General features: G+C 71.0%; 17 protein-coding genes. 13 read left to right on the forward strand and 4 right to left on the reverse strand.

The genetic code is table 11. The annotated features are described in order from the left end of the window. The first annotated feature begins 73 nt into the window (after positions 1-73). Positions 74-1486: a glycoside hydrolase family 16 protein gene (locus ACZ3HQ_RS12825; protein WP_467510163.1), complete on the forward strand. Its 1413-nt coding sequence runs from the start codon at positions 74-76 to the stop codon at positions 1484-1486. Between the two features lie 46 nt (positions 1487-1532). On the opposite strand, the gene ACZ3HQ_RS12830 is transcribed toward ACZ3HQ_RS12825, so the two are convergent. Together ACZ3HQ_RS12830 and ACZ3HQ_RS12835 are read right to left on the reverse strand one after the other, a co-directional pair. Next, positions 1533-2465: a PASTA domain-containing protein gene (locus ACZ3HQ_RS12830; RefSeq protein ID WP_467510165.1), complete on the reverse strand. Its 933-nt coding sequence runs from the start codon at positions 2463-2465 to the stop codon at positions 1533-1535. A gap of 115 nt (positions 2466-2580) precedes the next feature. After that, entirely contained in the window at positions 2581-3486 is a 906-nt protein-coding gene (locus ACZ3HQ_RS12835) for a helix-turn-helix domain-containing protein (RefSeq protein ID WP_467510167.1), read from the reverse strand. A 144-nt stretch (positions 3487-3630) separates the two neighbouring features. On the opposite strand from ACZ3HQ_RS12835, the gene tkt reads away from it, so the two are divergent. The 8 genes from tkt (at position 3631) to ACZ3HQ_RS12875 (ending at position 13425) form a co-directional block, all read left to right on the forward strand. Beyond that, positions 3631-5706 (forward strand): transketolase, encoded by a 2076-nt coding sequence (tkt, locus tag ACZ3HQ_RS12840; RefSeq protein WP_467510169.1) that lies wholly within the window; start codon positions 3631-3633, stop codon positions 5704-5706. A gap of 34 nt (positions 5707-5740) precedes the next feature. After that, on the forward strand, positions 5741-6907 hold the full coding sequence (gene tal, locus ACZ3HQ_RS12845; RefSeq protein WP_467510171.1) for a transaldolase: 1167 nt from the start codon (positions 5741-5743) through the stop codon (positions 6905-6907). Next, positions 6907-8622, forward strand: coding sequence for a glucose-6-phosphate dehydrogenase (zwf, locus tag ACZ3HQ_RS12850; protein WP_467510173.1), 1716 nt, complete (start codon positions 6907-6909; stop codon positions 8620-8622). The genes tal and zwf overlap by 1 nt, the downstream gene beginning before the upstream one ends. Then, a complete protein-coding gene (gene opcA / locus ACZ3HQ_RS12855; RefSeq protein ID WP_467510175.1) occupies positions 8619-9542 on the forward strand; it encodes a glucose-6-phosphate dehydrogenase assembly protein OpcA in 924 nt (307 codons plus the stop codon). The genes zwf and opcA overlap by 4 nt, the downstream gene beginning before the upstream one ends. Further along, positions 9542-11197: a glucose-6-phosphate isomerase gene (pgi, locus tag ACZ3HQ_RS12860; RefSeq protein WP_467510177.1), complete on the forward strand. Its 1656-nt coding sequence runs from the start codon at positions 9542-9544 to the stop codon at positions 11195-11197. The genes opcA and pgi overlap by 1 nt, the downstream gene beginning before the upstream one ends. Before the next feature lies 1 nt (position 11198). Further along, positions 11199-12077, forward strand: a complete 879-nt coding sequence (gnd, locus tag ACZ3HQ_RS12865) for a phosphogluconate dehydrogenase (NAD(+)-dependent, decarboxylating) (protein WP_467510179.1) — start codon at positions 11199-11201, stop codon at positions 12075-12077. A gap of 6 nt (positions 12078-12083) precedes the next feature. Further along, on the forward strand, positions 12084-12677 hold the full coding sequence (locus ACZ3HQ_RS12870) for a histidine phosphatase family protein (RefSeq protein WP_467510181.1): 594 nt from the start codon (positions 12084-12086) through the stop codon (positions 12675-12677). Positions 12678-12759: 82 nt separating this feature from the next. Continuing rightward, complete coding sequence (locus ACZ3HQ_RS12875; RefSeq protein ID WP_467510183.1) at positions 12760-13425, forward strand: TetR family transcriptional regulator; 666 nt, start codon at positions 12760-12762, stop codon at positions 13423-13425. Here ACZ3HQ_RS12875 and ACZ3HQ_RS12880 read toward each other — a convergent pair. Next, a complete protein-coding gene (locus ACZ3HQ_RS12880) occupies positions 13422-13859 on the reverse strand; it encodes a PPOX class F420-dependent oxidoreductase (protein ID WP_467510185.1) in 438 nt (145 codons plus the stop codon). The genes ACZ3HQ_RS12875 and ACZ3HQ_RS12880 overlap by 4 nt on opposite strands. An 82-nt stretch (positions 13860-13941) precedes the next feature. On the opposite strand from ACZ3HQ_RS12880, the gene ACZ3HQ_RS12885 reads away from it, so the two are divergent. The 3 genes from ACZ3HQ_RS12885 to ACZ3HQ_RS12895 are packed head-to-tail and all read left to right on the forward strand — an operon-like array spanning position 13942 to position 17166. Beyond that, positions 13942-14523 carry a TetR/AcrR family transcriptional regulator gene (locus tag ACZ3HQ_RS12885; protein ID WP_467510187.1) on the forward strand — a complete coding sequence of 194 codons (582 nt, stop codon included), beginning with the start codon at positions 13942-13944 and terminating at the stop codon, positions 14521-14523. Next, positions 14520-15881 carry an MFS transporter gene (locus ACZ3HQ_RS12890; RefSeq protein ID WP_467510189.1) on the forward strand — a complete coding sequence of 454 codons (1362 nt, stop codon included), beginning with the start codon at positions 14520-14522 and terminating at the stop codon, positions 15879-15881. The genes ACZ3HQ_RS12885 and ACZ3HQ_RS12890 overlap by 4 nt, the downstream gene beginning before the upstream one ends. A 52-nt stretch (positions 15882-15933) precedes the next feature. Beyond that, the gene (locus ACZ3HQ_RS12895; protein ID WP_467510191.1) at positions 15934-17166 is read left to right on the forward strand and encodes a serine hydrolase domain-containing protein; all 1233 of its coding nucleotides are present in this window, start codon (positions 15934-15936) and stop codon (positions 17164-17166) included. Positions 17167-17337: 171 nt separating this feature from the next. On the opposite strand, the gene ribA is transcribed toward ACZ3HQ_RS12895, so the two are convergent. Next, entirely contained in the window at positions 17338-17997 is a 660-nt protein-coding gene (gene ribA, locus ACZ3HQ_RS12900) for a GTP cyclohydrolase II (protein WP_467510193.1), read from the reverse strand. Positions 17998-18036: 39 nt separating this feature from the next. Here ribA and ACZ3HQ_RS12905 point away from each other — a divergent pair, with 39 nt between their 5' ends. Continuing rightward, positions 18037-18813 (forward strand): creatininase family protein, encoded by a 777-nt coding sequence (locus tag ACZ3HQ_RS12905; protein ID WP_467510195.1) that lies wholly within the window; start codon positions 18037-18039, stop codon positions 18811-18813. Positions 18814-18830 lie beyond the last annotated feature (17 nt).

Genomic DNA, 18830 nt, shown 5'->3' on the forward strand with positions numbered 1-18830 from the left:
GCGCACCCTGAGAGCGCTCTCAAGCGCCTCGCAGGGCCCCCGCACCTCATCCCGTACCCCGGAAGGCACCCCCATGAGTGAAACCTCCGGTACCTCCCCGGCCGGCGGCAGACGCCGGCGTTCCGTCCGGCGGGCGCTGGCCGCCGCCCTCGGCACGATGGGGCTCGCCGCCGCGGCCGCGATGGCCGGTGTCGCGCCCGCCGACGCGTCGGCCCCGGCGCCGCCGTCCGGCTGGAGCCAGGTGTTCCTGGACGACTTCAACGGCTCGGCGGGCTCCGGCGTCAACACCGCCAACTGGCAGTACGACATCGGCACTTCGTATCCGGGCGGCGCCGCCAACTGGGGCACCGGCGAGGTCGAGACGATGACCAACAGCACCAGCAACGTCGCGCTCGACGGCAACGGCAACCTGCTGATCACCCCGCGCCGCGACTCCTCCGGCCGCTGGACCTCGGGCCGTATCGAGACCAACCGCACCGACTTCCAGCCCCCGGCGGGCGGCAAGCTGCGGGTGCAGGCGCGCATCCAGATGCCGAACGTCACGGGCGCGGCGGCCAAGGGCTACTGGCCGGCGTTCTGGATGCTGGGCTCGCCGTTCCGGGGCAACTACTGGAACTGGCCCGGTGTCGGTGAGCTGGACATCATGGAGAACGTCCAGGGCCTGAACACCGTCTGGTCGACGTTCCACTGCGGCACCAACCCGGGCGGCCCGTGCAACGAGACCACGGGTGTCGGCAACTCGACGGCCTGCCCCGGCAGTTCGTGCCAGTCCGCGTTCCACACCTACGCGATGGAGTGGGACCGCTCGACCTCCGTCGAGGAGATCCGCTTCTACGTCGACGGGGTCAACCTGCACACCGTGCGGGCGAACCAGTTCGACGCGACGACCTGGAACAACGCCACGAACCACGGCTACTTCCTCATCCTCAACGTGGCGATGGGCGGCGGCTTCCCGGGCGCCTTCGGCGGCGGCCCCTACGCCGACACCGAGCCCGGCCACCCGATGGCCGTGGACTACGTCCAGGTGCTCCAGTCCGGCGGCGGAGGCGGCACCACTCCCCCGCCGTCCGGCAACCGCGACGCCTACGGCACCATCCAGGCCGAGTCCTACGACGGCCAGTCCGGCGTGAACACCGAGACGACCACGGACTCCGGCGGCGGCCAGAACCTCAGCCATCTCGCGAACGGTGACTGGGCGCAGTACAAGGGCGTCAACTTCGGCTCCTCGCCCGCCACCCAGTTCAAGGCCCGCGTGGCCAGCGGGGCGGCCTCCGGCGTGGGCGGACTGGTGGAGGTACGGCTCGACAGCCGCTCCAACGCGCCCGTCGGCAGCTTCGCCCTCTCGGGCACCGGGGGCTGGCAGACCTGGCAGACCATCCCGGCCAACATCAGCGGGGTCACCGGGACCCACGACGTCTATCTGACCTTCAGCAGCGGCCAGTCGGCCGACTTCGTGAACGTGAACTGGTTCAGCTTCGCGCACTGAGCGAAGGGGGCGGCGCCGGGCTCACAAGCTCCGGCGCCGCCGGCCGTCAGTAGCCCCAGCGGTTGCGGCTGCCGTCGCTGCGGCAGTGGATCAGCCGGCCGTTGCCCGCGTGGGTGGAGGCGCCGACGTCCGAACTGCGGCAGAACTGGCCCGCGTTGTAGCAGTTCCCGGCGTTCGACGTGATCTCGCAGGTGGTGCCGACACTGCCCCCGGTAGAGCCACCGGTCGAGGACCCGGCCGAGGAGGACCCCCCGGAGGACCCCGAAGACCCACCGCTACTACTGTCCGCCGCGACCGGCGGCGTGTAGTCCGGGTCGTTGGTCCTGTCCTTGTACGTCCCCGTCGCCGCCGGGCACCCGCCCTTGGTCAGCCACAGCGTGACATCGCGGTCGCCGACGACCTTCGTCCCGGCGTCCGGCGACTGGAAGCACACCTTCCAGTCGTCGTGCTCACCGGCGACCCGCTCGTCCTTGTAGGACGCCTTGACGGAGATCTCACCCTTCGTCACCCCGCTGACCGCCGTGGCGGCGGCCGAGTACGTACGGCCGATCACCCCCGGCATCGACGGCCACGGGATCGGGCGGCCGTCCGCCTTGGGACACGGCGCCCCGGACGCGACGGCGCCGAAGTCGACACTGTCCCGGCCGTACTTCTCGAAGCACACCGTCCAGTCGTCCGCCGGGGACGCGTCCTTCTGGCTCGCGTCGTGCGCGGTGACGCGGTAGCCGTGCTCCTTCGCCGCTTCGGTCGCGTCGGCGACCGTGCTGTCCACCTGGCTCTCCAGCAGGGCCGGCGTCGCCGTGACGGTCGCGGTGACCGTCACCGTCGGGCGCGGCTTGACGGCGGCCGCCGCCTTCTCGTCGTCCCCGCCGCCGCATCCGGTGACGAGGGCGCATATCAGCAGCCCGGCGCCGACACCCTTGAGCCATGCCTTGCGCGCACCCCGAACCGGCGCCTGCGCTTCTCCCGGACGATCCATGAGTCCCCCCTGTGCTCTCCCACACTGTGCGTGTGCGAGACCCGTGAAGAACCCGAGAAGTTGCCTTCACAACCGAAGCGAGACCGGAACGTGACACCGAGGTGCGGACGGGGCGTCAGCGCAGCTCCGCCCGGAACCCGACCGGCGTGACCCCGGTGTGCAGATGGAAGAACTTGGAGAAGTTCGCCGCGTCCGGGAAGCCGATCGCCGCGCCGACGCGGCCGATGGGCATGTCGGTGTGGGCGAGGAGGCGTTTGGCCTCCAGGATGACGCGTTTGTCGATGAAGCCCTTGGGGGTCTCACCGGTAGCGGCGCGCACCGCGCGGACGAGGGTGCGGCGGGAGTAACCGAGCGCGTCCGCATAGGCGTTGACGCTGTGGTTGGTGGGGAAGCCGCGCTCGACGGCGTCCCGGAACAGGGTGAAGGTGGTGTCCGTCTGGCTCCGGTTGGCCTCGGCGGAGCTGGCCGCGAGGTGGGCGAGGCGGAGCAGGAACGCGGTGAGGCTGTGCCGCAGGACGGCCGTGTGCAGGCTGATCGGCAGGGTCGCCGTGTCCTCGTACTCGCGGCCGAGCTGGGCGAGGGAGTCCCGCAGCGCGGCACGCTGGGCCGGGTCGGGGTGCAGCAGCGGGGGCAGGTCGTAGCGGTACAGGCCGGTCGCCTCGACGGTGGAGCGGGGCAGGAAACCGGGCTGCATGGTCAGCACGGTGCCCCGGTACCGGCTGGTGCGGGAGAAGCGGTGCACCTGGCCGGGGCGAATCCAGAGCACGTCACCCGCACCGGCCTCGTACTCGGCGAAGTCGATCATGTGCCGTACCGGTCCGTCGGTGAACAGCATCACCACGTGGAAGTCGATGCGGTGGACCCGGTCCAGCGGGGCATCCGCATGCCAGGTGCGGTCCTCGCCCATGGCGCCGACCTGCATGCCGACACCGCCCACGGCCAGCTCGGCCGGGAAGGGGAAGGTCCTGATCCCGTCACCGTCCGTGTCGCGACCCACACCTTGAGGCGATCTGTCCGCCATGTTCGATTTGCCGTTCCTATCAAGCGATCGGTGTCCCAGATTCACCACAGGCTGACACACCCCGACCTTTCCGCGAAAAAGTCAGACTTTTAAGTTTGAACGCGTTTGATCAGCATCCCTGCTTCTGAAGAGGACTTCTTGAAGATGAGCACGCAGACACCCGAGAGCTTCGAGTGGACCGATCTCGACCGCCGCGCCGTCGACACGGCCCGGCTTCTCGCGGCCGATGCGGTGCAGAAGGTCGGCAACGGCCACCCCGGCACCGCGATGAGCCTCGCGCCTGCCGCGTACACGATCTTTCAGAAGGTGATGAAGCACGACCCGGCCGACCCCGAGTGGACCGGCCGTGACCGCTTCGTACTCTCCCCCGGTCACACCTCGCTGACGCTCTACACCCAGCTCTTCCTCGCCGGGTACGAGCTGGAGCTGGACGACCTCAAGGCGTTCCGCACCCAGGGCTCCAAGACCCCCGGCCACCCCGAGTACGGGCACACCGCCGGTGTGGAGACCACCACCGGCCCGCTCGGCCAGGGTGCCGCCAACGCGGTGGGCATGGCGATGGCCGCCCGCTACGAGCGCGGTCTCTTCGACCCGGAGGCCCCCGAGGGCACCTCCCCCTTCGACCACACCATCTGGGCGATCGTCTCCGACGGCGACCTGGAGGAGGGCGTCTCCGCCGAGGCGTCCTCGCTCGCCGGCCACCAGAAGCTCGGCAACCTCGTCTTCCTCTACGACGACAACCACATCTCCATCGAGGGCGACACCGAGACCGCCTTCTCCGAGGACGTCCTCAAGCGGTACGAGGCGTACGGCTGGCACACCCAGCGCATCGAGCCCACCGCCGAAGGCGACGTGGACGTCCCCGCGCTGTACGCCGCGCTGGAGGCCGCCAAGGCCGAGACCGGCCGCCCCTCCATCATCGCCATGCGCACGATCATCGCGTGGCCCGCGCCGACCGCGCAGAACACCGAGGCGTCCCACGGCTCCGCCCTGGGCGACGAGGAGATCGCGGCCACCAAGCGCGTCCTCGGCTTCGACCCGGAGCAGACCTTCGAGGTCTCCGACGAGGTCCTGCGCCACGCCCGCCGCGCCCTGGACCGGGGTGCCGAGGCGCACGCCGCCTGGGACAAGAAGATCGCCGAGTGGCGCACCGCCCAGCCCGAGCGCGCCGAGCTGTTCGACCGTGTCTCCAAGGGCGAGCTGCCCGAGGGCTGGCAGGACGCGCTCCCGGTGTTCGAGGAGGGCAAGTCCGTCGCCACCCGTGCCGCGTCCGGCAAGGTCCTCCAGGCGCTCGGTCCGGTGCTGCCCGAGCTGTGGGGCGGCTCGGCCGACCTCGCCGGCTCCAACAACACCACGATCGACAAGACCAGCTCCTTCCTGCCCGAGGGCAACCCGCTGCCCGAGGCGAACCCGTACGGCCGTACCGTCCACTTCGGTATCCGTGAGTTCTCCATGGCCGCGGAGATGAACGGCATCGCGCTGCACGGCAACACCCGCATCTACGGTGGCACCTTCCTGGTGTTCTCCGACTACATGCGCAACGCCGTCCGTATGTCGGCCCTGATGCAGCTCCCGGTCACCTATGTGTGGACCCACGACTCCATCGGTCTCGGTGAGGACGGCCCGACCCACCAGCCGGTCGAGCACCTGGCCTCGCTGCGCGCGATCCCGGGCCTGAACGTGGTCCGCCCGGCGGACGCCAACGAGACCTCCATCGCCTGGGCCGAGATCCTGAAGCGGCACGCCACCGACCCGGCCCCGCACGGTCTCGCCCTCACCCGTCAGGGCGTACCGACGTACGCTCCGAACGAGGACGCGGCCAAGGGCGGCTACGTCCTCGCCGACTCCTCGACCGAGGTCCCGGAGGTGATCATCATGGCGACCGGCTCCGAGGTCCAGCTCGCCATGGCCGCCCGTGACGCCCTGGAGGCCGAGGGCACCGGCACGCGCGTGGTGTCCATGCCGTGCGTGGAGTGGTTCGACCAGCAGCCGGCCGCCTACCGGGAGAGCGTCCTGCCGGCCGCCGTGAAGGCGCGTGTCGCCGTCGAGGCGGGCATCGGCCTGACCTGGTACCGCTATGTGGGTGACGCGGGCCGCATCGTCTCCCTGGAGCACTTCGGCGCCTCCGCCGACGCGAACGCCCTGTTCGCCGAGTACGGCTTCACCCCCGAGAACGTCGCCGCGGCCGCCCGCGCCTCGCTGGCCGCCGCGCGCGCCTGATCCCCCGCGACACAGAATTACGCGACGAAGAAAGATGAGCACTGTGACTGAAGCAATCAGCACCCCCGGAGCCCTCAAGCGTCTCGCCGACGAGGGCGTGTCGGTGTGGCTGGACGACCTGTCGCGCAAGCGGATCACCTCGGGCGACCTGGCCGCCCTCGTGACGGACGGCGGCGTCGTCGGCGTCACCACCAACCCGTCGATCTTCCAGGCCGCCATCGGCTCCGGCGAGGGTTACGAGGAGCAGCTCACCGACCTCGCGGTGCGCGGTGTCACGGTCGACGAGGCCGTGCGCATGATGACCACCGCCGACGTGCGCGACGCGGCCGACGTGCTGCGCGGGGTGTACGACGCCTCCGAGGGCCGCGACGGCCGGGTCTCCATCGAGGTCGACCCTCGTCTGGCCCACAACACCCTCGCCACGGTGGCCGAGGCCAAGCAGCTCTTCTGGCTGGTCGACCGCCCCAACGTGATGATCAAGATCCCGGCCACCGAGGCGGGCCTCCCGGCGATCACCGAGGTCATCGGCCTGGGCATCAGCGTCAACGTGACCCTGATCTTCTCCCTGGAGCGCTACCGCGCCGTCATGGACGCCTACCTGGCGGGCCTTGAGAAGGCCAAGGAGCGCGGCCTGGACCTGTCGAAGATCCACTCGGTGGCGTCCTTCTTCGTGTCCCGCGTGGACTCCGAGATCGACAAGCGTCTCACCGCGATCGGCACCGACGAGGCCCTCGGCCTGAAGGGCCGCGCCGCCCTCGCCAACGCCCGTCTGGCCTACGAGGCTTACGAGGATGTCTTCTCCTCCGCCCGCTGGCAGGCGCTCACCGGTACCGGCGCCAACAAGCAGCGCCCGCTGTGGGCCTCCACCGGGGTGAAGGACCCCGCGTACAAGGACACCCTGTACGTGGACGAGCTGGTCGCCCCGGGCACCGTCAACACCATGCCCGAGGGCACGCTCAAGGCCACCGCCGACCACGGTGACATCACCGGCGACACGGTGACCGGCCGCTACGAGCAGGCCCGCGCCGACCTCGCCGCCGTGGAGAAGCTGGGCATCTCCTACGACGAGGTCGTCCAGCAGCTCGAGGACGAGGCCGTCGCCAAGTTCGAGGCGGCCTGGCTGGAGCTGCTGGGCGCCGTGACGGAGTCGCTGAAGAGCACCCTGACGAGCACCCTGACGAGCAAGGGAGTGGACGCGTAATGACGAGCAAGTCAGGCGAGCCGAAGGCGGCGGCCCCCGCCAAGGCCGAGGCCGAGCCGAAGGCCGAGCCCGAGGCGGAGCCGAAGCCGGCCGCCGCCGAGGCGGAGCCCAAGGCGCGCAGGACGCGGACCAAGGCGAAGCCCGCCGCGGTCCGCGAGGCCGAGGAGATCCAGGTCCCGGTCACTCCGGCCGCCGAGTGGGACAACCCGCTGCGCGACCCCCAGGACCGCCGGCTGCCCCGTATCGCGGGGCCGTCGGGCCTGGTGATCTTCGGCGTCACGGGTGACCTGTCGCGCAAGAAGCTGATGCCGGCCGTCTACGACCTCGCCAACCGCGGCCTGCTGCCGCCGGGCTTCTCCCTGGTGGGCTTCGCCCGCCGCGACTGGGAGGACCAGGACTTCGCGCAGGTCGTCCACGACGCGGTCAAGGAGCACGCCCGCACGCCGTTCCGCGAGGAGGTCTGGCAGCAGCTCGCCGAGGGCATGCGCTTCATCCCCGGCGACTTCGACGACGACACCGCCTTCGACCAGCTCAAGGAGGCCGTCGACGAGCTGGACGCCTCCCGAGGCACCGGCGGCAACTTCGCGTACTACCTCTCGGTGCCGCCGAAGTTCTTCCCCAAGGTCGTCCGGCAGCTCAAGAAGCACGGCCTGGCGGACGCCCCCGAGGGCTCCTGGCGCCGCGCGGTCATCGAGAAGCCGTTCGGGCACGACCTGGAGAGCGCGCACGAGCTGAACAAGGTCGTGCACGAGGTGTTCGAGCCGGACCAGGTGTTCCGGATCGACCACTACCTGGGCAAGGAGACCGTCCAGAACATCATGGCGCTCCGCTTCGCCAACCAGATGTACGAGCCCATCTGGAACCGCTCCTACGTGGACCACGTGCAGATCACGATGGCCGAGGACATCGGCATCGGCGGCCGCGCGGGCTACTACGACGGCATCGGCGCCGCCCGTGACGTGATCCAGAACCACCTGCTCCAGCTCATGGCGCTCACCGCCATGGAGGAGCCGATCGCCTTCGACGCGGACTCGCTGCTCACCGAGAAGCTGAAGGTCCTGAAGTCGGTCCGCCTCCCGGACGAGCTGGGCGAGCACACCGTGCGCGGTCAGTACGCGGCCGGCTGGCAGGGCGGCGAGAAGGTCGTCGGCTACCTCGACGAGGACGGCATCGACCCCAAGTCGAAGACCGACACCTACGCGGCCATCAAGCTGGAGATCGACAACCGCCGCTGGGCGGGCGTGCCGTTCTACCTGCGCACCGGCAAGCGGCTGGGCCGCCGGGTCACCGAGATCGCGGTGGTCTTCAAGCGCGCCCCGCACTCGCCGTTCGACTCCACCGCCACGGAGGAGCTGGGCCAGAACGCGATCGTCATCCGCGTCCAGCCGGACGAGGGCATGACGGTCCGCTTCGGCTCCAAGGTGCCCGGCACCTCGATGGAGATCCGGGACGTGTCGATGGACTTCGCCTACGGCGAGTCCTTCACCGAGTCCAGCCCCGAGGCGTACGAGCGGCTCATCCTCGATGTGCTGCTCGGCGACGCCAACCTGTTCCCGCGCACCCAGGAAGTGGAAGAGTCCTGGAAGATCCTCGATCCGATCGAGCGCTACTGGAACGAGCACGGCACTCCGGCGCAGTACGCGTCCGGAAGCTGGGGACCCGAGGAAGCGGACGAGATGCTCGCACGAGACGGACGGAGCTGGCGCAGGCCATGAAGATCGACCTGACCGACACCACGGCAAGCAAGATCAACAAGGCGTTGGTGGAGGGCCGCCGCGCCATCGGCACCCCGGCCGTGGGCATGGTCCTGACGATGGTCATCGTCACGGACGAGGAGAACGCCTACGACGCCATCAAGGCGGCCGAGGAAGCCTCGCACGAGCACCCCTCGCGCACCCTGGTCGTCATCAAGCGCCACGCCCGCCTGCGCGACCGCACCACCTCCCGGCTCGACGCCGAGGTCCGGGTCGGCTCCGAGGCCGGCGCCGGTGAGACGGTCGTGCTGCGCACCTACGGCGAGGTGTCCGACCACGCGGGTTCCGTGGTGCTGCCGCTGCTGCTGCCCGACGCCCCCGTGGTCGTCTGGTGGCCGGTGGACGCCCCCGAGGCCCCCGCGAAGGACTCCCTGGGCGCGCTCGCCCAGCGCCGGATCACCGACCTGTACGCGGTGGACAACCCGCTGGAGGTGCTGGAGACCCGTGCCCGCACCTACGCGCCGGGCGACACCGACCTGGCCTGGACCCGGCTCACCCCGTGGCGCTCGATGCTCGCGGCCGCGCTGGACCAGGCGCGGGTCAAGGTGACCTCGGCCGCCGTGGAGGCGGAGGAGGACAACCCCAGCGCCGAGCTGCTCGCGCGCTGGCTGGAGGCCCGTCTGCACGTCAAGGTGGACCGGGTGGTCTCCGAGGGCCCGGTGGTCACCGCCGTGCGCCTCGGCACCGACGAGGGCGAGATCGTCATCGACCGCCCCGAGGGCCCCCTCGCCACGCTGACCCTGCCGGGCCAGCCGCCGCGCACCCTGGCCCTGAAGGTCCGCCCGACCTCGGAGCTGATCGCCGAGGAACTGCGCCGCCTCGACGCGGACGAGATGTACGCCATCGCCCTGACCGGCGAGGCACCCAAGGAGAACGCCTGATGTCCGGCACATCGTCAGACACCCCCAAGCTCACCCGGCGCCCCGAGTGGACGGCCCTGGCCGACCACCGCGCCGGCGGTCAGCCGCATCTGCGCGAGCTGTTCGCCGCCGACCCCGGCCGGGCCGAGCGCTACGTCGTCCGCGTGGGCGACCTGCACATCGACTACAGCAAGCACCAGGTCTCCGACGAGACCCTGGCCCTGCTCCAGGAACTCGCCGTCGCCACCGATGTGTTCGGGCAGCGGGACGCGATGTTCCGTGGGGAGCGGATCAACACGACCGAGGACCGTGCGGTGCTGCACACGGCGCTGCGCGCTCCCCGTGACGCGGTGATCGAGGTCGACGGCGAGAACGTGGTCCCGGCCGTGCACGCGGTGCTGGACAAGATGAGCGGCTTCGCCGACCGGGTGCGTTCCGGTGAGTGGACGGGGCACACCGGCAAGCGGATCAAGAACGTCGTCAACATCGGTATCGGCGGCTCCGACCTGGGTCCGGCGATGGCGTTCGAGGCGCTGCGCCCCTTCACCGAGCGTGGCCTGACCGTGCGCTTCGTGTCGAACGTGGACGGTGCGGATCTGCACGAGGCGTTGCGGGATCTGGACCCGGCGGAGACGTTGTTCATCGTGGCGTCCAAGACGTTCACGACGATCGAGACGATCACCAACGCGACGTCGGCCCGTACGTGGCTGCTGGACGCGCTGGGTGACGACAAGGCCGTGGCCAAGCACTTCGTGGCGCTCTCCACGAACGCGGAGAAGGTCACCGGGTTCGGTATCGACGCGGACAACATGTTCGAGTTCTGGGACTGGGTCGGGGGCCGGTACTCCTTCGACTCGGCGATCGGGCTGTCGCTGATGATCGCGATCGGTCCGGAGCGGTTCCGGGAGCTGCTGGACGGTTTCCACACCGTGGACGAGCACTTCCGTACGGCTCCGGCGGAGGAGAACGCGCCGCTGCTGCTGGGCCTGTTGGGCATCTGGTACGGGAACTTCTTCGACGCGCAGTCGCACGCGGTGCTGCCGTACAGCCACTATCTGTCGAAGTTCACGGCGTATTTGCAGCAGTTGGACATGGAGTCCAACGGCAAGTCCGTGCAGAGGGACGGCACGCCGGTGGAGTGGCAGACCGGGCCCGTGGTGTGGGGCACGCCGGGTACCAACGGGCAGCACGCGTACTACCAGTTGATCCATCAGGGTACGAAGCTGATCCCGGCGGACTTCATCGGGTTCGCGCGTCCGGTGGACGAGCTGAGCGAGGAACTCAAGGCCCAGCACGACCTGTTGATGGCCAACTTCTTCGCGCAGACCCAGGCCCTCGCCTTCGGCAAGACCGAGGAAGAGGTCCGCGAGGAGGGCGTCGCCGAGGCGCAGGTGCCCCACCGCACCTTCCGCGGCAACCACCCCACCACCACGATCCTGGCCCCCGAGCTGACCCCCTCCGTACTCGGCCAGCTCATCGCCCTCTATGAGCACAAGGTGTTCGTGCAGGGCGCGGTCTGGAACATCGACTCCTTCGACCAGTGGGGCGTCGAGCTGGGCAAGGTGCTCGCCAAGCGCATCGAACCCGCCCTCACCGAAGGCGCCGAGGTGCCCGGCCTCGACCCCTCCACCACGGCCCTCGTCGCCGCCTACCGCTCCCTCAAGGAAGTGAACTGACATGCAGCTCGGACTCATCGGCCTCGGCAAGATGGGCGGCAACATGCGCGAGCGCATCCGCCGCGCGGGCCACCAGGTCATCGGCTACGACCGCAACCCGGAACTGACCGACGCCAAGGACCTCGCCGAACTGGTCGAGAAGCTGGACGCGCCGCGCACCATCTGGGTCATGGTCCCGGCCGGCACCGCCACCCAGGTCGTCATCGACGAGCTGAAGGACCTGCTCTCCCCCGGCGACATCGTCGTGGACGGCGGCAACTCCCGCTGGACGGACGACGAGAAGCACGCCGCCGAGCTGGCCATCAAGGGCATCGGCTTCGTGGACGCGGGCGTCTCCGGCGGTGTCTGGGGCCTGGAGAACGGCTACGCCCTGATGGTCGGCGGTGACAAGGAGAACGTCGACCGCCTGAAGCCCATCTTCGACGCCCTCAAGCCCGACGGCCCCTACGGCTACGTCCACGCGGGCCGGGTCGGCGCCGGGCACTTCTCCAAGATGGTCCACAACGGCATCGAGTACGCCATGATGCAGGCGTACGCCGAGGGCTGGGAGCTGCTGGAGAAGGCGAACTCCGTGGACAACGTCCGGGAGATCTTCCGCTCCTGGCAGGAGGGCACGGTCATCCGCTCCTGGCTGCTCGACCTCGCGGTCAACGCGCTGGACGACGACGAGCACCTGGACGACCTGCGCGGCTACGCCGAGGACTCCGGCGAGGGCCGGTGGACCGTCGAGGCCGCCATCGACAACGCGGTGCCGCTCCCGGCCATCACCGCCTCGCTGTTCGCGCGGTTCGCCTCCCGTCAGGACGACTCGCCGCAGATGAAGATGATCGCCGCGCTGCGCAACCAGTTCGGCGGCCACGCAGTCGAGAAGAAGGGCTGACCCGCCGTGGGGGACCTGCTGCTGGTCCGCCACGGCGAGACGGAGTGGAGCAGGTCGGGCCAGCACACGAGCTGGACCGACCTGCCCCTCACCGGGCACGGCGAGGAGCAGGCGCGTTCGCTGACCCCGCTCCTCGCCGGCCGGAGCTTCGCCCTCACCCTGACCAGCCCCCTCGACCGGGCCCGGCGCACCGCCGAACTCGCGGGCGTGACCGGCGCCGAGCCGGAGCCGGACCTGCGCGAGTGGGACTACGGCGGCTACGAGGGCATCACCACCGTCGACATCCACCGCACCCGGCCCGACTGGGACCTGTGGACCGACGGCGCGGTGCCCGGCCCCGAGGGGCATCCCGGCGAGTCGCCCGAGCAGATCGGGGCGCGCGTCGACCGGGTGCTGGCCCGCGCGGAGAAGGCGCTCGACGCGGACAACGGTGATGTGCTGCTCGTCGCGCACGGCCACGTACTGCGGGTGCTGACGGCCCGCAGGCTGGGCCTCGCGCCCAGTGAGGGACGGCTGTTCCAGTTGGCCACCGGCACGGTGAGCCGGCTCTCCACCGAGCACGGGCGCCCCGTGATCGCGGAGTGGAACCGGCTGCCCTGAGGCGTTCGCGGTTCCGTCGGGCGGGGCTTCTAGAATCACCGGGAGACCGGTAGAGCCCCGCCCGACGGCCGGAAGGAACGCGATGACGAGCGTCGACGAACCGGTACACCCCGAGAGGCGGTTACCGGACGCCGCCCGCACCCGGTCCGACATCCTCGACGCGGCCACCCGCGAGTTCGCCCGCGCCGGTTACGACGGCGCCCGCGTGGAGGAGATAGCGGCCCGCACCCGCACCACCAAGCGGATGATCTACTACTACTTCGGCGGCAAGAAGCAGCTCTTCGCGGCCGTGCTGGAGCGGGCCTACGGCGCGCTGCACGAGGTCGAGGAACTGCTGGACCTGGAGCACCCGGACCTGGACCACCTGGACCCGGCCGCCGCCGTCCGCCGCCTGGCCGAGGTCACCTTCGACCACCACGAACGCCACCCGGACCTGGTCCGGCTGGTCGGCATCGAGAACATCCACGGCGGCGAACACCTGGCCGCCGCCCGCCGGTTCGGCCGCATCGACTCCCCCGGCCTGGACACACTCCGCCGCGTGCTGGACGCCGGGCGGGAGCAGGGGGTGTTCAAGGCCGAGGCGGACGCGGTCGACCTGCACGCGATGATCAGCGCGTTCTGCTTCTACCGGGTCGCCGGCCGCCACACCTTCGGCGCCCTCTTCGACCGCGACCTCGCCGCCCCCGCCCGCCGTGAGCACTACCGCACGATGCTCGCCGACATGGTGCTGGCCTATCTGACCCGCTAACGCTTGGGCACGCCGTACGCCCGGTCGACGTGCAGCCGGACCACCAGGCGCTTGTCGCGGACCATGGACGCGCGGTAGTCGTCCCAGTCGTCGTGCTCGCCCAGCACCTCGCGGTAGAGCCGCACCAGCTCCTCCACCGTCTCGTCGTGCGGGTCGGCGGCCACCGGGGACAGCTCGGCGGTGCCCTCGGCGACGGTGTACGCCCAGCGGTCGCCGCTGGTGACGTAGTACGAGGCGCGGGGGTCGCGGCGCAGGTTGCGGGTCTTGGCGCGGTCGTCGGTGACCGAGATCCGGACGATCCGCTCGTCCGGGTCGTAGGCGTGGACCACGTTGGACATCTGGGGGCGGCCGTCACGCTTGAGCGTGACGAGCACCCCGCCATGCCCTTCGGAGAGCAGCGCCAGCAGTGCGTCCTGCGTCGTGTCCTGAGTCATATCCACGTCAACGGCCGGGGGCACGACCGGATTCCCCGCCATTCGGTAGACACTGTCTACCGACGACTGGTAGACAGTGTCTATGACTACTCCTGACGCCGGCCTCCGTGACCGTCTGGTGGACGCCGGAGTGGCGCTGGTCGCCGCCGAGGGCGCCCAGGCGCTCACCCTGCGCGAGATCGCCCGCCGCGCGGGCGTCTCCCATGGGGCGCCGCGCCGCTACTTCCCCACCCATCTGGAGCTGCTCTCCGCCATCGCGCGGCGCGGCTTCACCGACCTCGGCGCCCGGGCGCGGGCGAGCCTCGCCGCGGCGGACGAGGGCCCGCGCGAGCAGGTGGCGGCGCTGGCGCGCACATATCTGCGGTTCGCCCTCGACAACCCCGGAATGTACGGGCTGATGTTCCGTCACGACGTGCTGGAAAGCGGCCATCTGGGGCTTCGGGACACCAGCCTGCCCCTCTTCGGGCTGCTGGTGGAGTGCGTCGGCCGGGCCCGCCCGGACCTGGACGCCCGCCGGGTGACGGGCGCCCTGTGGGCCAACCTCCACGGGCTGGCCCAGCTCTGGCGCTGGGGGAGCCTGCAACTGGCCACCGGTGAGCAGGACTTCGTCCCGCTCCTGGAGGCGTGCCTCACCGCGCACCTGGGCCCGGAGGACCACACGTGAACCGTCGGCTCACGCTGGCGTCAAGCGTGGCCGGTGCGGTGCTGGTGGCACTGGACGGCACGGTGCTCACGGTTGCCCAGCCGTCCCTGCAACGCTCGTTGGGCGCGTCCTTCGCCGAGGTGCAGTGGACCAGCACCGCCTATCTGGTCGCCGTGGCAAGCCTGTTGGTGTTCGCGGGGCGCCTCGGAGACCGGTACGGGCAGCGCCGGATGTTCGCCCTCGGGATGCTGGGCTTCGGCGCCGCGTCGGCGGGTATCGCGCTCGCGCCGGACATCGGGTGGGTCATCGGGCTCCGGGTCGCGCAGGGCGTGTGCGGGGCGCTGCTCCAGCCCGCCACGCTGGGCATGCTGCGGCTGGCGTATCCGCCGGACCGGCTCGCCATGCCGCTGGCGGTGCGGACCAGCGCGATCGGGCTGGCGGCGGCCGCGGGCCCGCTGCTCGGCGGGGCGCTGGTGGGCGGGCCGGGCTGGCGGGCGGTGTTCCTGCTCGGAGTGGTTCCGGCGCTGGTGTTCGGCGGGGCCGCGCTGGTGAGCGGGGCGCGTACTTCGGTTGCCGCCCCACCGTCCGGAAGGCCCGCGCTGGAGCTGCCCGGCGCGCTGCTGCTCGCGCTGACGCTGGCCTGCCTGGTGCACAGCCTGGTCGCCTCCGGAGCGGTCCGGGCGGCCGGGCTTGCCGTAGCCGCACTGGCGGGCCTCGCGTTCGTACGGCGGGAGCGGCGCGCGGCGGACCCGCTGCTGCCGCCCGGCGTGATCGGTTCGGCACCGGTCGCGGCCGCGCTGGGCCTCCTGGTCGCCGTGTCGGCCGCGTTGTTCGGCACACTCTTCGTCGAAACGTACGTATTGCAGCGGGACTTGGGCCTCGATCCGTTCCAGAGCGCCCTCCGCGGTGTGCCGTTGGCGGTGCTGATGGTGGCCTCGGCGCCCTGCTGCCCGGTGCTGCTGCGGCGGGTGGGTGCGCGGTGGACGGTGGGTGCGGCCACGGCGTTGCCGGCGCTGGGCGGGCTCGTGCTGTCGCGGGCCACGGGCACGGTCGCCCTGGGCTGCGGGTTCGCGCTCCTGGGGGCCGGATTCGGCGCGGTGATGGTGGCGGCCACCCATGTCGTCGTACGGCAGGCGGCGGTGTCGGCGGCTGGGGTGGCGGGGGGTCTCCAGCAGACGGCGCTCAATGTCGGGCCGGTCCTGGGGGTCGCGGCGGCCAGCGCGCTGATGGGGACGGGGGCGCGCAGCGCGCTGCTCGTGCTCGCGGCCGTCGCGGTCCTGGCCCTGCCGCTCGCCGCCCTGTTGCCCGGGCGCGGAGTCGACTCGCTCACAAGATCGGCTGTGGACGGGGTACTTGACGGTGATCATGCGCCACGATGAGCGCTGAGGCCGGCCCGGCAGCACGGGGGTCCGGCAGGACCGGAGGAGAGCCATGGCACAGCTTCGACAGGAAGTCGCCCCGCAGGACGTGGGGCTGGACGCGAAGGCGCTGGACCGTCTCGACCAGCACGCGGCCGGTCTCGTGGACGACGGCCGGCTGCCGGGCTTCCTGATGTCGGTGGCCCGTGGCGGCAAGGTCGCCCATCTGACCACCTACGGCCACCGCGATCTCGCGGCCGGGCTGCCGGTGGAGACCGACACCCTGTGGCGGATCTACTCGATGACCAAGCCGGTGACGGCGGTCGCGGTGCTGATGCTGGTCGAGGAGGGTCTGCTCGCCCTGGACGACCCGATCGACCGCTACCTCACCGAGTTCGCGGGCCCCCGTGTGTACGTGAGCGGTGCGGGGGACGACGTACGCACCCGCCCGGCCGCCGGACCGATCCGCGTCCGGCACCTGCTCACCCACACGGCGGGCCTGACCTTCGCCTTCTACCACGACCACCCGGTGGACGCCCTCTACCGCGCGGCCGGGCTGGAGTCCTCCGTACCGTCCGGCGCGGACCTCGCCGAGACCATCGCCCTGTACGCGTCCCTGCCCCTCCAGTTCGAGCCGGGCACCCAGTGGAACTACTCGGTCGCCACCAATGTGCTGGGCCGCCTCATCGAGGTCGTCTCGGGCCGCCCGCTGGACGCGTTCTTCGCCGAGCGCGTCCTCGGCCCGCTCGGCATGACCGACACCGGCTTCCACCTCACCCCCGAACAGCAGCCCCGGCTCGCCGAGTTGTACGGGGAGACCGAGGACGGCGGCATCACCCCGGTCCCCGGCCTGCCGCTGCGCGGACGCCCCCGGTTCCTGTCGGCGAGCGGCGGGCTCGTCTCCAGCGCGGGCGACTACCACCGCTTCATGGAGCTGCTGCGCCGGGGCGGCGAACTCGACGGCGTCCGGCTGCTCTCCCCCGCCACGCTCGCCCTGATGACCCGCAACCAGCTCCCCGGCGACGCCGGCTTGCGCGAGTTCGGCGCCCCCGCCCACCAGGAGCGCGCCAACGACGGGCTGGGCTTCGGCTTCAACGTCTCCGTCGTCACCGACCCCACCCGCACCCTGGCCCCCTCCGCGCCCGGCACCTTCGGCTGGACCGGCGTGGCGACCACCGCCTTCTGGGTGGCCCCGGCGCTGGACCTGACCGTGCAATTCATGACCCAGGTACGCCCCCGCACCCTGAAGGTCTTCCCCGACCTGCGCCGCCTGGTGCACGAGGCGGTGACTGCGCCGAAGGGATGAGCGGACGCCGGGCTCGCGCGGAACCGGGCATGCCTGCTGTACCCCCTGCGGGCCTCCCTCGGACTGCGCCGGGCCACCGTCGGAACTACGCTTCTGCGCGGAGAGGTTGCCGTAAAAAGCGAGAAGTCCGGCCGTGAATCCGGCCGGACTTCTCGCATGGGAAGGTGGGGCTCAGTGGCCGTGGGCCACCGCGTCCAGGTGGGGCAGGTGGTGGTCCAGGCGTTCGCGCTTGGTGCGCAGATACGTGATGTTGTTCTCGCTCGGTTCGATCAGCAGCGGCACCTGCTCGGCGACGTCGATGCCGTGCTTCGTCAACGCCTCCCGCTTGCGCGGGTTGTTGGACATCAGCCGGACCGAGCGCACCTTCAGGTCGTGCAGCATCTCCGCCGCCACCCGGTAGTCGCGGGCGTCCACCGGCAGACCGAGCGCGAGGTTCGCCTCGACCGTGTCCAGGCCCTCCGCCTGGAGCGCCATCGCCCGCAGCTTGGCCAGCAGACCGATGCCCCGGCCCTCGTGGCCCCTCAGATACAGGACGACACCGCTGCCCTCGGCGACCACCGCGCGCATCGCGGCCGCCAACTGCTCGCCGCACTCGCAGTGCTGGGAGCCGAAGGCGTCACCGGTCAGGCACTCCGAGTGCAGCCGCACCAGGACGTTGTCGGTCCCGATGTCCCCGTGCACCAGGGCGACCTGCTCGTCGCCCCGGTCGTGGTCGAGGTAACCGATCGCCTGGAACTGCCCGTACGCGGTGGGCAGCGGGGTGTTCACGACGCGTTCCGTGCCCGAACGACGCGGGTTCTTCCCGCCGAAGGCGCCGATGTTTTCTGTCATGATCTGATTCCTAAGCAGAGACGAAAGGCCGTGGGAAACATGAGTGGTTCGGGCGCGCGACCGGCGGCCTACGGGGTGATGCCCGCGGACACCACCGAGGACGTACGGGCGCGGGGGGCGGGCGTGTCACGTCAGGTCGCCGTCCTTCCCGTGGGGAGCTTCGAACAGCACGGCCCCTACCTCCCGTTGGCGACCGACACGCTGGTGGCCTGCGCCGTGGCACGGGAGATCGCCGCCGCGTACCCGGTGCACCTCCTTCCCCCGGTGACCCTCGCGTGCTCGCACGAGCACGCGGCCTGGCCGGGGACGGTCAGTATCTCCTCCGTTACCCTGCATGCGGTCGTACGTGACATCGCGGACTCGTTGCGCCGCTCGGGCGTGGAGTCGCTCGTGGTGGTCAACGGGCACGGCGGGAACTATGTGCTGGGCAACGTCGTGCAGGAGGCGTCCGCGCGGGGCGAGCGGATGGCGCTGTACCCGGCGGCCGAGGACTGGGAGGAGGCGCGGCAGCGGGCGGGTGTGGAGACCTCGCTGCTCACCGACATGCACGCCGGGGAGATCGAGGCGTCCATCCTGCTGCACGCTCATCCCGAGTTCCTCCGCCCTGGCCACGAGTCGGCCGATTTCACCGCCGACGACCGCCGTCATCTGCTCACCACGGGTATGTCCGCCTACACCGAATCGGGCGTCATCGGCCGCCCGACCCTGGCCTCGGCGGAGAAGGGGAAGGGCCTGCTGGCCGGCCTGGTGGAGAACTTCGAGCCGTACTTCCGGCTGCTGACCGCGCCGGCGGAGCCCACCGCGCCGCGCGGGTAGCCGCGCAGGGCGCCGGC

The sequence above is a fragment of the Streptomyces sp. NPDC018263 genome (genome assembly GCF_055562575.1).

Excerpts from the sequence above, each read along its gene's own strand:
- gnd (WP_467510179.1), top strand. The coding sequence starts at position 11,199 with ATGCAGCTCGGACTCATCGGCCTCGGCAAGATGGGCGGCAACATGCGC.
- ACZ3HQ_RS12895 (WP_467510191.1), top strand. The coding sequence starts at position 15,934 with ATGGCACAGCTTCGACAGGAAGTCGCCCCGCAGGACGTGGGGCTGGAC.
- tal (WP_467510171.1), top strand. The coding sequence starts at position 5,741 with ATGAGCACTGTGACTGAAGCAATCAGCACCCCCGGAGCCCTCAAGCGT.
- ACZ3HQ_RS12835 (WP_467510167.1), bottom strand. The coding sequence starts at position 3,486 with ATGGCGGACAGATCGCCTCAAGGTGTGGGTCGCGACACGGACGGTGAC.
- zwf (WP_467510173.1), top strand. The coding sequence starts at position 6,907 with ATGACGAGCAAGTCAGGCGAGCCGAAGGCGGCGGCCCCCGCCAAGGCC.
- ribA (WP_467510193.1), bottom strand. The coding sequence starts at position 17,997 with ATGACAGAAAACATCGGCGCCTTCGGCGGGAAGAACCCGCGTCGTTCG.
- tkt (WP_467510169.1), top strand. The coding sequence starts at position 3,631 with ATGAGCACGCAGACACCCGAGAGCTTCGAGTGGACCGATCTCGACCGC.
- ACZ3HQ_RS12825 (WP_467510163.1), top strand. The coding sequence starts at position 74 with ATGAGTGAAACCTCCGGTACCTCCCCGGCCGGCGGCAGACGCCGGCGT.
- ACZ3HQ_RS12830 (WP_467510165.1), bottom strand. The coding sequence starts at position 2,465 with ATGGATCGTCCGGGAGAAGCGCAGGCGCCGGTTCGGGGTGCGCGCAAG.
- ACZ3HQ_RS12885 (WP_467510187.1), top strand. The coding sequence starts at position 13,942 with ATGACTACTCCTGACGCCGGCCTCCGTGACCGTCTGGTGGACGCCGGA.
- ACZ3HQ_RS12875 (WP_467510183.1), top strand. The coding sequence starts at position 12,760 with ATGACGAGCGTCGACGAACCGGTACACCCCGAGAGGCGGTTACCGGAC.
- pgi (WP_467510177.1), top strand. The coding sequence starts at position 9,542 with ATGTCCGGCACATCGTCAGACACCCCCAAGCTCACCCGGCGCCCCGAG.
- ACZ3HQ_RS12880 (WP_467510185.1), bottom strand. The coding sequence starts at position 13,859 with ATGACTCAGGACACGACGCAGGACGCACTGCTGGCGCTGCTCTCCGAA.
- ACZ3HQ_RS12905 (WP_467510195.1), top strand. The coding sequence starts at position 18,037 with ATGAGTGGTTCGGGCGCGCGACCGGCGGCCTACGGGGTGATGCCCGCG.
- opcA (WP_467510175.1), top strand. The coding sequence starts at position 8,619 with ATGAAGATCGACCTGACCGACACCACGGCAAGCAAGATCAACAAGGCG.